Origin of the sequence: Micromonospora endophytica (assembly GCF_003236305.1) — a bacterium.
GTDB lineage: Bacteria > Actinomycetota > Actinomycetes > Mycobacteriales > Micromonosporaceae > Micromonospora > Micromonospora endophytica.
Genome location: NZ_POTX01000223.1, coordinates 1 through 9,720, shown reverse-complemented (window position 1 = coordinate 9,720; position 9,720 = coordinate 1). Strand labels below are relative to the sequence as shown.

Sequence of the window (9,720 nt, the reverse complement as noted above, 5' to 3'; positions counted from 1 at the left end):
GATCAGCGTTTGTGGATTACGGCGAGCGGGCAGTGGGCGTGCTGGATGAGTTGTTGGCTGACCGAGCCGAGGAGCATGCCGCGCAGGCCGCCGCGGCCCCGGGTGCCGACCACCATCAGCTGCGCATTGCGGCTGGCGTCGATGAGCAGCCCGGCGGGGGCGGCGGCGGCCGTCTCGACTGTCACCTCGACGTCGGGGAAACTCTCCTGCCAGCGGCGCAGCGCCTCGTCCAACTCGGCGCGCTGATCGGCGAGCGCCGCGTCGCGGGCCTGTTCGCCGGTGAGGTGCCACTGCTCCTGCGACGGTTGCCAGGCCCGCACCACGTGCAGCGGAACCCGACGCAGCGCGGCCTGCTCGACGGCGAAACCGAGGGCCAGCAGCGAGTGCTCGGAGCCGTCCACGCCGACCGCCACATGCCCGGACCGGGCCCCGCCGGCCGTGTCGCGGCGCACCACCACCACCGGGCAGTGTGCGTGCGCGGTGACGCTCACCGCGGTGGAGCCGGCGAGCAGACCGGCGAAGCCGCCGTGACCCCGGCCGCCCAGCACCAGCAGGTCGGCCTGGGCCGAGCACTCCTCCAGCACCAGCGCGGGCGGGCCGTCGAGCACCTCGCCGCGTACCGTCAGGTCGGGGTGGGTTGCGGCGGCGTCGGCGGCGGCCTTGCCCACCAACTCCTCGACCTGCTGCCGGGCCCGCTCGTCCGGCCACATCCCGGGGGTCACCCCCGGCCCGATCCAGCCGGCCACGGTGAGCCATTCGAAGACGTACGCCAGCCGCACCGGCCGGCCGTCCCAGCGGGCCTGCTCCAGCGCCCAGTCCAGGGCCGCCGCCGCATCCGGTGAGCCGTCGTAGCCCACCACGATGTCGCTCATGACGGCACTTCGCTTCGCTGCGTGCCGCCATGAGGCACCACGACACTGAGATGATGATTCACTCGCTGACGCTCGTTCATGACAGCACCTCCGCTACGGGTTGGTCTGGTCGGTCTCACGGATCCAGCGCCACTCGGCCACCCGGGGGTCGTCCTCGCCGAAGCGGCGGGTGTAGTCGCGGCAGGACTGTCGGGCGTCGGTCATCTCCTGGCGCAGGTGCGCCGCGCGGGCGGCCAGCCCCGGCACCCGGTCGATCACGTCGATGACCAGGTGGAAACGGTCCAGGTCGTTGAGCATCACCATGTCGAACGGCGTGGTGGTGGTGCCCTCCTCCTTGTACCCACGTACGTGCAGGTTCTGGTGGTTGGTGCGGCGGTAGGTGAGCCGGTGGATCAGCCACGGGTAGCCGTGGTAGGCGAAGATGACCGGCTTGTCCCGGGTGAACAGGGTGTCGAACTCGTTGTCCGGCAGGCCGTGCGGGTGCTCGGTCGGTGGTTGGAGCCGCATCAGGTCGACCACGTTGATGACCCGGACCTTCAGCTCGGGCAGGTGCTGGCGCAGCAGGTCCGCCGCGGCCAGGGTCTCCAGCGTCGGTACGTCACCGGCGCAGGCGAGCACCACGTCCGGTTCCTCGGTGTCGTCGGTGCTGGCCCAGTCCCAGATGCCCAGCCCGCGCCGGCAGTGCTGGACGGCCTCCTCCATGGTCAGCCAGTTCGGCGCGGCCTGCTTGCCGGCCACCACCACGTTGATGTAGTGCCGGCTGCGCAGGCAGTGGTCCATCGTGGAGAGCAGGGTGTTGGCGTCCGGTGGCAGATAGACCCGGACCACCTCGGCCTTCTTGTTCATCACGTGGTCGATGAAGCCCGGATCCTGGTGCGAGAAGCCATTGTGGTCCTGCCGCCAGACATGGCTGGAGAGCAGGTAGTTCAGCGACGCCACCGGCATCCGCCAGGGGATGCCCCGGGTCACCTTCAGCCACTTGGCGTGCTGGTTGACCATCGAGTCGACGATGTGGATGAACGCCTCGTAGCTGGTGAAGATGCCGTGCCGGCCGGTCAGCAGGTAGCCCTCCAGCCAGCCCTGGCACAGGTGCTCGGAGAGCACCTCCATCACCCGGCCGTCGGGGGAGAGGTGGTCGTCGCCGGGCACGGTGCCGGCCACCCAGGCCCGGTCGGTGACCTCGAAGGCGGCCTGGAGCCGGTTCGAGGCGACCTCGTCCGGGCCGAAGAGCCGGAAGGTCTGCGGATTGGCGGCGATCACGTCGCGTACCCATTTGCCGAGTTCACCTGTGGCGCCGGTGACGGTCGCGCCGGGTCGCGGCACCTCGACGGCGTAGTCCCGGAAGTCCGGCAGGTTCAGGTCGCGCAGCACCTGCCCGCCGTTGGTGACCGGGTTGGCGCTCATCCGCCGGTCGCCGCGCGGCGGCAGCGCGGCCAACTCGGCGACCGGGGCACCGGTGGCGTCGAACAACTCCTCCGGCCGGTAGCTGCGCAACCAGCGCTCCAACTCGGCCAGGTGCTCGGGGTTGCTGCGTACCTCGGAGAGCGGCACCTGATGGGCGTGGAACGTCCCCTCGACCTGCTTGCCGTCGACCTCATGCGGGCCGGTCCACCCCTTCGGCGTACGCAGCACGATCATCGGCCAGCGGGGGCGTTCGACGGGGCCGCCGGAGCGGGCCCGGCGCTGGATCGCGGCGATCTCGTCCAGCGCCCGGTCCAGGGTGGCTGCCAGCAGCTCGTGCACGGCGGCAGGTTCGTCGCCGGCCACCACGTACGGCTGGTAGCCGTAGCCGCGCATCAGGTCGATCAGGTCGGACTCGGGGATCCGGTCCAGCACCGTCGGGTTCGCGATCTTGTATCCGTTGAGGTGCAGGATGGGCAGCACCGCGCCGTCGCGGGCCGGATTGAGGAACACGTTGGACAGCCAACTGCCGGCCAGCGGCCCGGTCTCCGCCTCCCCGTCACCGATGACGCAGGCGACGAGCAGGTCCGGGTTGTCGAAGGCCGCGCCGTAGGCGTGGCTGAGCGCGTACCCCAGCTCACCGCCCTCGTGGATCGAGCCCGGCACCTCCGCCGCGACGTGGCTCGGGATGCCGCCGGGGAAGGAGAACTGGCGGAACAGCCGGGCCATGCCCGTCTCGTCGCGGCCGATGCCGTGGTAAAGCTCGCTCCAGGTGCCCTCCAGCCAGGTGTTCGCGACGATGGCCGGGCCGCCGTGACCGGGACCGGTGACGAAGATCGCGGAGAGGTCGCGGGCGACGATGGTGCGGTTCAGGTGGGCGTAGAGCAGGTTCAGGCCGGGGGAGGTGCCCCAGTGTCCGAGCAGTCGGGGCTTGACGTGCTCGGGTGCCAGTGGTTCACGCAGCAGCGGGTTGTCGAGCAGGTAGATCTGCCCGACGGTGAGATAGTTCGCCGCCCGCCAGTAGGCGTCCAGCCGGCGCAACTCGTCCTCGGTCAGGGTGCTCTGCGCATCTACGACGGTGTCCATACCTGCTCAGCCTCTCGCGGGTCGGTGGATCCTGCATCCCCAGCGCCTTCGTACCCAGCCTCGCCGAATCGGCGAGGATGGATCAGGGCCGTTGGTCCCGCCCGTCCGGGCCGTCATGGCCCGCCGGTGCCGGCGGGCCGGACCCGCCGCGCACCACGATCACCGGTGCCGGCGCGTGGTAGAGCAGCGACTGGCTGACCGCGCCGAGCATGCCGCGCCACGGTTCGTCACCCCGAGCCGCGACCACCGCCAGCTGGGCCGAACGGGACTGGTCGACGAGTACGCCACCGGGGTCGCCACACATGGCGTGGCACTCGACAGCGACACCCGGGTGGATGTCGCTCCAGCGGGACACCAACGCGCGGAGCCGATCGCCGGCCTGCTCGACCTCGGCGTCGTCGTGGACCACCCAGATCGCGAGCAGCCGGGCGCGATGCTGGGCGGCGCAGGCGAGCGCCCAGGCCAGCGCGGCCTCCGAGGAGGCCGAACCGTCCACCCCGACCAGCACCGGACCCCTCGGTGGCGGTTCCCGCCGGACGATCAGCACGGGACACTCGGCGCGGGCGGCCACCTGCACGGCGGGACTGTCCGCCGGGATGCAGCGCCCGCAGTGGGCCATCCCGCCGTCGCCGATGGCGACCAGGAACGCCGACTCCGACCGGCGGACGAGGTTCGCCACCGCCGGGCCCTCGACGATCTCGGTGGTCACCGTGAGGTCCGGTTCGGCGGCGCGTGCCTCTGTGGTGGCCTGCGCGATCAGCTGCTCGGCGTCGGTCCGTGACCCGGAGACCGCCGGTGCCTGCATCGCCGCCCAGTTGAACGCGTGCAGCAGGTGCAGGCCACGGTCGTGCGCGGCGGCCACCTGCGCGGCGAGCCGGACCACCGGCTGCACGTCCTCCGGACCGACACCGACGATCAGAGGATCTTGTCTGGTGGCTGCTGCGGCCATCCGGCATCACCTCCGTGGCAGTCGCACCCGACCTGCGTCCGAGGCTAGTCGTGCCGGTGCGACCCCGGAGGGTGATCGCCGGGGCTGCTGCTCACGACAGCAGGACGACGTACGAGCGCGCCGGTGTTGTCAACTAGAGTTGACGAACGGGAGGTGTCAATGTAAGTTGACAGGTATGAGTCAGGCAACGGAACTCGCGGCCGCGGCCGGCAGCACCGACCCCCGGGTCGGTCTGCGCGCGGTACGCGCCCTGCGCCGGCTGCTCGAACGGCTGGAGGTGGTCCAGGTGGACAACGCCCGACGGCAGGGCTGGTCCTGGCAGGAGATCGCCGACGCGCTCGAGGTCAGCCGGCAGGCGGTCCACAAGAAGCACGCCGGGCGACCGGCGGTCGAGTCCTCCTGGGAGGCGTGATGTTCGAACGGTTCACCGACCGGGCTCGCGCCGTCGTGACCCGGGCCCGCGACGAGGCCCGCGCCGAGGGGCAGCGGCCCGTCGGCACCGAGCACCTGCTGCTCGGCGTCCTCGCCGACGAGGACAACCTGGCCGTCCGGGTGCTCCGCGACGCCGGAGTCACCGCCGACGACCTGCGCACGCGCGTCCGTCGACACACCGAGACCGGGGGGATGGGCCTCGCCGAGGCCGACGCCGCCGCACTCCGCGAGATCGGCATCGACCTGGCCGCCATCGTGGCCCGGATCGAGGAGTCCTTCGGCCCCGACGCGCTGCGGGAGGCCGTCCCGGCGCCACGACGTCGGTGGGGCCGCCGCCGACACACCGGCGGCCCCTTCTCCGGCCGGGCCAAGAAGGCGCTGGAACTGTCCCTGCGCGAGGCCGTGCGGCTGCGGCACCGGCACATCGGCACCGAACACATCCTGCTCGGCCTGCTGCGGGAGGGCGGCGGGCTCGGCGCGCTGGTGCTCAGCGAAGCCGGTGTCGACCTGGCCGACCTCCGCCGCCGGGTCGAGGCCGCGCTGGCCGCCGCCTGACCCGAACGGTCGCACCGCAAACGCCGATCGCCGGGTCCGGCGAGTGGACCTCCCCACACCGGCGTCGGGTCGCTGAACCCGCCACCATGGCGCACACTGGCGCCGTGGAAGCTGGTGGGCAGGCGCAGCCGTTGCGCAGTGCGATCGTGGTCAACCCGGTCAAGGTGGTCGATCTCGACGACCTGCGCCGCACCGTTGGTGACACGCTCGCCGCGGCGGGCTGGCCCGAACCGCTGTGGTACGAGACCACCGTCGACGATCCCGGCCGTGGCCAGACCGAACAGGCCGTCGCCGCCGGCGTGGACCTCGTCTTCGCCTGCGGCGGCGACGGCACCGTACGGGCCTGCGTCGACGCTCTGGCCGGCACCGAGGTGGCGCTCGCCGTCCTGCCCCAGGGCACCGGCAACCTGCTCGCGGCCAACCTGGGCCTGTCGAACGACCTGGCCGCCGGGCTGGCGGTGGCGGTGGAACGCGGGCGGCGGCTGCTCGACGTCGGCGAGGTGGACGGGCAGCATTTCGCGGTGATGGCAGGCATGGGCTTCGACGCCCAGATGCTCGCCGCCACCAGCGAGACGACCAAGCGCCGGATCGGTTGGCCGGCGTACGTGGTGGGTGCCGCCCGACACCTGCGGGACCGGCCGATGCGGGTGTGGATCCGGCTGGACGACCAGCAGCCGCTGCGCCGCCGGGCCCGCTCGGTGCTTGTCGCGAACGTGGGACGGCTCCAGGGCGGGGTGGTGCTGCTCACCGAGGCCGAGCCCGACGACGGTTACCTCGATGTCGCCGTGCTCACCCCGAACCGGTTGCGGCACTGGCTCTCCCTCGGCTGGGCGGTGGTGCGCCGCCGCGACCGGGTGCCGCGGATGGAGGTGTACCGCGCCCGCCGGGTGGAGATCAGCAGCAACCGGTCCCAGCCGCGCGAGCTGGACGGCGACCTGATCGAGCCCGGCAGCGTGCTCCGGGCGCAGATCCACCGCCGGGCGCTGTGGTTGTGCGTACCGCGCCCGGAGCAGGCACCCGACCTCACCGAGGACGCCTCCGCCGCCGCCGAGCGCGGCGAACGCCTCGTCGAGCAGGGCCACGGCGAGCGCGAGGAGTGAGCTTGCGAGCCTCGCAGTCGCGAGCGAAGGGCGGGTCCGGTGAGCAGCACGAAGATGGTGCCGGAGACCCGGCTGATGCCGGACGAGCAGCTCTGCGCCGACCACGCCTGGCAGACGTTGCGCCGCGAGGGCGGCTGGCACCTGCTGCGCGACGCCTTCACCCGGTTTCGCTACGGCGACGGGTTCAGCCACTCGCGGGCCTTCGCGTTCCAGCTCTGCCTGGCCGTGGTGCCGTTCCTGATCGCACTCACCGGCCTGATCTCCGAGCTGGGGGTGGCCGAGGGCGGCGAGGTGGTAGCCGACACCGTGCTCGCGTTGACCCCCGGCGCCAGCGAGGAGGTGGTCGCCGAACTGCTCGGCGACGCCGAGCGCTCCGAGCGGGTCGAGAGCATCGGTGAGATGGCCCTGACTCTCGGCCTGATCACCGGGCTGGTGGCGCTGACCTCCACGATGGCGCAGATCGAACGGGGCGCCAACCGGATCTACGGCGTGGAGCGGGACCGCCCGGCGTTGCGGAAGTATCTGCGCGCGGCGGTACTCGCCGTCACCGCCGGTCTGCCGGCGCTCGCCGGCTTCCTCATCCTGGTCGGTGGTGGGCCGATGGGCGACTCGGTGGAACGCCACTACGCCTGGGGTGAGGTGGCCAGCGTCGGCTGGGACGTGATCCGCTGGCCGCTCAGTCTCGGGCTGACCGTGCTGGCCGTCGCGGTGCTGTTCCGCCACGCGCCCCGGCGACGCCAGCCCGGTCTGTCCTGGCTGTTCTTCGGTGCCGGCATTGCCACGGTCCTGTGGTGGTTGGCCAGCCTGCTGCTCGCCGCGTACGTCGGGCTCAGCGACGGGTTCGGGCAGACCTACGGCGCGCTGGCCGGCATCATGGCCCTGCTGCTCTGGGCCAACCTCACCGGCATGGCGCTCTTCGGTGGCCTTGCCTTCGCCGCCCAACTGGAGGCGGTACGCATCGGCGTGCAGGAGCCGGCCCAGCCGGACCTGTGGAAGCCGAACGCGCAACGCAGCGGGCTGCACGACACCGGCGAGATGACGGCCCTCTAGACCACGGTCACCGGCCTGCGGCGGGTGGCCGGGTGTACCAGGCACCTCGATCGGGTACAGCGGCACGCCAGAAGCGAAGGAGGCTGCCGTGGGCGCGGTCAGGGACGTACTGCGCCGACCTCTCGGGCACTTCACCGAACGTACGCTCGCCGGCTTGGCGCTCGTACTCGGTGCCGGGGTCGGTTTCGGGCTGGTGCTGGTGCTGGTGCGCGTACGGTGGAGCCCGCTGTACGACGTGGACCACGGCGTGGCGCAGTGGCTCAACGAGCGGATCTCGCCGATCGGCCCGCTGGTCACGGTCCTCAACGCGATCACCGACCTGGGTGGCCGGCCGGTGATCATCTGGCTGATCACCGTCGCCGTGGTCGGCTTGTTGATCCGCAGGCAGGGCCGGCTCGCGGTGTTCGTCGTCGCCGCCGGGGTGGGGGCGCTGGTCCTCGACCCGACGCTCAAGACCCTCGTCGACCGGCTGCGCCCCGAGGTGGAGGTGCCCATCGGCACGTACGCCGGGCAGAGCTTCCCCAGCGGTCACGCGCTCGGGTCGATGGTCGCCTACGGTGCGCTACTGCTGGTGTTCCTGCCGGCGATGGCACCCCGCTGGCGTCGCGTGGCGATGATCGGCACCGGCGTCGTCGTCTTCCTGATCGGCTTCACCCGGGTCGCGCTCGGTGTGCACTTCCTCTCCGACGTGCTCGGTGCCTGGTTGCTCGGCGCCGCCTGGCTCGGCGTCACCGCGTACGCCTTCCGGTTGTGGCGGGTGGAGCGGGGCCGGCCGGCGACGCCGCTGACGGAGGGGCTGGAGCCGGAGGCGGCACCCGAGGTGGCACTCGCGCCCGACGAGCGCGAGCTGCTGCCGCACCCCCGGGCCGCGATCGCCGAGATCGTGGTCGGCTGGGTGCTGATCTTCGGGGCGCTCTACGGCTTCGGCATGTTCGTCAGCTACTACGCGCAGGACACCTTCCTCGGCACTTGGGACGAGGTGGTGCCGACCTGGTTCGCGGAGCAGGGCACCCCGGCGCTCGACGACCTGAGCTGGTGGTGGAGCAAGTTCGGCGACACCCACGCCATCCTGCTCGTGTCGATGGTCTTCTGCCCGCTGGTGCTGGCGATCTGGCGCCGCTGGCGGCCGGTGCTGTTCGTGGCGCTGACCATGTTCGGCGAGTTGACCCTCTTCCTCGCCTCCGCCGCCGCGGTGGACCGGCCCCGCCCGCCGGTGGACAACCTGGACGGGCCGATGCCGACCTCGTCCTTCCCGTCCGGTCACATCGCCGCGACGCTCTGCCTCTGGGTCGCCATCGCCGTCATCGTCTTTCCCCGCACCGACAGGTGGTGGCGGTGGGTTTTCGTGGCGCTCGCGGTGGTGATGCCGGTCGGAGTGGCCGTCTCGCGGATGTACCGGGGCATGCACCACCCGACCGACTTTATGGGCGCGATTCTGCTCACCACGCTCTGGATCGGCCTGCTCTACTGGGTCGTGCGCCCCAACGAGGATGTCGCCGAGGGCAACCAGCCGGCCATCGAGTCGGAGGACGTGGACACCCTCGACGACGAGCTGGCCGAGGCCGCCCGTCCGGCGGGTTGAGCCGACAGTGCTGCGGGTGATGACCTGGAACATCCGCACCGGGGGGCGGGACCGTGGTGGCCGCGACCGGCGCGATCAGGTGGCCCAGGTCATCGCCGAGCAGCGACCGGACGTGCTCGCCCTGCAAGAGCTGCAGGATCTCGATGTGGCGGCCTTCGCCGCCCGGCTGGGGCTGCGGGCGTACCGGGCCGGCTCCTGGCTCGGGCAGCCGGTGGCGGTGCTGGTCCGCCCGCCCTGGCGGGTGCTCTCCGCCGGGCCGGTGCGCCGACCGTTCCACCACGCCGCGCAGCGGGTGACGGTGGCCACCGGCGCCGGGCCGCTCACCGTGCTCAGCACCCACCTCGACCCGTACTCGGGCACCCGCCGGCTGGTCGAGGCCGGCTGGCTGGCCGCCGCGCTGCGCCCGGTCCGGGCCGGCCTGGCGCTGCTCGCCGGTGACCTCAACACCCTCGCCCCGTACGCCGACCACACCGACCGGTTGGCCCGGCTGCCTGACGCGTACCGCCGTCGACACCTGCGCCGGGACGGCCGCACTGTGGACACCCGCGCGGTGGCCCGCCTGCTCGCCGCCGGCCTGGTCGACCTGGGCGCGACCGCCGGATCCACCGCGCCCACCCGACACGGTGGCGCGGAGTTCTCCGACATGCGCCTGGACTACCTGCTCGCCACCCCCACCCTCGCCACCCAGCACCC

General features: G+C 72.2%; 9 protein-coding genes. 6 read left to right on the top strand and 3 right to left on the bottom strand.

Annotation, left to right across the window (positions count from 1 at the left end):
* Positions 1–2: 2 nt before the first annotated feature.
* The 3 genes from C1I93_RS24455 to C1I93_RS24445 all read right to left on the bottom strand — a co-directional run bounded on the left by C1I93_RS24455 (position 3) and on the right by C1I93_RS24445 (position 4,308).
* Positions 3–872 (bottom strand): universal stress protein, encoded by an 870-nt coding sequence (locus C1I93_RS24455; RefSeq protein ID WP_111245636.1) that lies wholly within the window; start codon positions 870–872, stop codon positions 3–5.
* 93 nt (positions 873–965) lie between these two features.
* Positions 966–3,359, bottom strand: a complete 2,394-nt coding sequence (locus C1I93_RS24450) for a phosphoketolase family protein (protein ID WP_111245635.1) — start codon at positions 3,357–3,359, stop codon at positions 966–968.
* 82 nt (positions 3,360–3,441) lie between these two features.
* Complete coding sequence (locus C1I93_RS24445; RefSeq protein WP_111245634.1) at positions 3,442–4,308, bottom strand: universal stress protein; 867 nt, start codon at positions 4,306–4,308, stop codon at positions 3,442–3,444.
* 175 nt (positions 4,309–4,483) lie between these two features.
* Here C1I93_RS24445 and C1I93_RS24440 point away from each other — a divergent pair, with 175 nt between their 5' ends.
* The 6 genes from C1I93_RS24440 to C1I93_RS24415 form a co-directional block, all read left to right on the top strand.
* On the top strand, positions 4,484–4,720 hold the full coding sequence (locus tag C1I93_RS24440; protein ID WP_013732409.1) for an HTH domain-containing protein: 237 nt from the start codon (positions 4,484–4,486) through the stop codon (positions 4,718–4,720).
* Entirely contained in the window at positions 4,720–5,295 is a 576-nt protein-coding gene (locus C1I93_RS24435; protein WP_111245633.1) for a Clp protease N-terminal domain-containing protein, read from the top strand. Before C1I93_RS24440 ends, C1I93_RS24435 begins: the two co-directional genes overlap by 1 nt.
* Positions 5,296–5,381: 86 nt before the next feature.
* Positions 5,382–6,395 (top strand): diacylglycerol/lipid kinase family protein, encoded by a 1,014-nt coding sequence (locus C1I93_RS24430; protein ID WP_111245632.1) that lies wholly within the window; start codon positions 5,382–5,384, stop codon positions 6,393–6,395.
* Between the two features lie 39 nt (positions 6,396–6,434).
* Entirely contained in the window at positions 6,435–7,445 is a 1,011-nt protein-coding gene (locus tag C1I93_RS24425; RefSeq protein WP_111245631.1) for a YihY/virulence factor BrkB family protein, read from the top strand.
* Between the two features lie 88 nt (positions 7,446–7,533).
* The gene (locus C1I93_RS24420; protein WP_111245630.1) at positions 7,534–9,027 is read left to right on the top strand and encodes a phosphatase PAP2 family protein; all 1,494 of its coding nucleotides are present in this window, start codon (positions 7,534–7,536) and stop codon (positions 9,025–9,027) included.
* Between the two features lie 19 nt (positions 9,028–9,046).
* Positions 9,047–9,720, top strand: a 674-nt coding sequence (locus C1I93_RS24415) for an endonuclease/exonuclease/phosphatase family protein (RefSeq protein WP_258378338.1), incomplete at its 3' end; no start/stop codon positions are given.

What these genes read in the sequence shown, in the direction of transcription:
- C1I93_RS24455 (WP_111245636.1), bottom strand. Translation starts at nt 872, where the DNA reads ATGAGCGACATCGTGGTGGGCTACGACGGCTCACCGGATGCGGCGGCG.
- C1I93_RS24450 (WP_111245635.1), bottom strand. Translation starts at nt 3,359, where the DNA reads ATGGACACCGTCGTAGATGCGCAGAGCACCCTGACCGAGGACGAGTTG.
- C1I93_RS24445 (WP_111245634.1), bottom strand. Translation starts at nt 4,308, where the DNA reads ATGGCCGCAGCAGCCACCAGACAAGATCCTCTGATCGTCGGTGTCGGT.
- C1I93_RS24440 (WP_013732409.1), top strand. Translation starts at nt 4,484, where the DNA reads ATGAGTCAGGCAACGGAACTCGCGGCCGCGGCCGGCAGCACCGACCCC.
- C1I93_RS24435 (WP_111245633.1), top strand. Translation starts at nt 4,720, where the DNA reads ATGTTCGAACGGTTCACCGACCGGGCTCGCGCCGTCGTGACCCGGGCC.
- C1I93_RS24430 (WP_111245632.1), top strand. Translation starts at nt 5,382, where the DNA reads ATGGCGCACACTGGCGCCGTGGAAGCTGGTGGGCAGGCGCAGCCGTTG.